The organism is Alcanivorax sp. HI0044, assembly GCF_001634945.1.
Genome location: NZ_LWEZ01000515.1, coordinates 1 through 736, shown reverse-complemented (window position 1 = coordinate 736; position 736 = coordinate 1). Strand labels below are relative to the sequence as shown.

Sequence of the window (736 nt, the reverse complement as noted above, 5' to 3'; positions counted from 1 at the left end):
TGATCTTCGCCCCGGAAGTGGCGTCGGGTCTGGTGGGGCATCTGGTCTCTGCGATCAGTGGCGGGGCACTGTATCGCCGCAGTTCTTTTCTTCAGGACAGTCTGGGCAAGGCGGTGTTACCGGCCGGGTTTCAGCTCACGGAAAACCCGCACCTGGCGGCGGGTAATGCGTCTGCGCCCTTCGATGGTGATGGCTTGCCCACCCGGGCTCAGGCGTTTGTGGAAGACGGTGTGCTGAAACAGTATGCGCTGGGCTTGTACGCCAGCCGCCGTCTGGATATGGCGCCCACCGGCAATGGTGGGGGGGTGCGCAATGTACGCATTACCGATACCGGTGATTCGCTGGCTGCACTGATGGCCAGGGTGCCGAAGGGTATTCTGATCACTGAAGTCATGGGCCAGGGCATCAATCTGGTGACCGGAGACTATTCTCGCGGGGCAAGCGGTTTCTGGTTTGAGAACGGTGTCATACAAGGTGCACTGCAAGAGTTTACTATTGCCGGTCATCTGGGGGAGATGCTGTTAGGTATTCAAGGTAGCGGCACGGATGTGGACTATCGCGGCAATATTGCCTGTGGGTCCCTGTTGTTGTCGCCTGTCAAGATTGCCGGTCGCTAATTTGCCCTGGTGTGATTCGTTTATTTTTTGACTCGGGAAAGGGAAGGAACCAGCTAATGAGTGATATGAATCCGTATCAACAGCCGCAATCGGATGTGGCCAACGCGGCGCCGGCCAGC

1 protein-coding gene is annotated in these 736 nt (G+C 57.7%); it reads left to right on the top strand.

Annotated elements, in window-relative coordinates:
* Positions 1 to 617 (top strand): metallopeptidase TldD-related protein (locus tag A3730_RS06110; protein ID WP_231883867.1); only part of this gene is annotated, 617 nt, incomplete at its 5' end.
* Between the last annotated feature and the right edge of the window lie 119 nt (positions 618 to 736).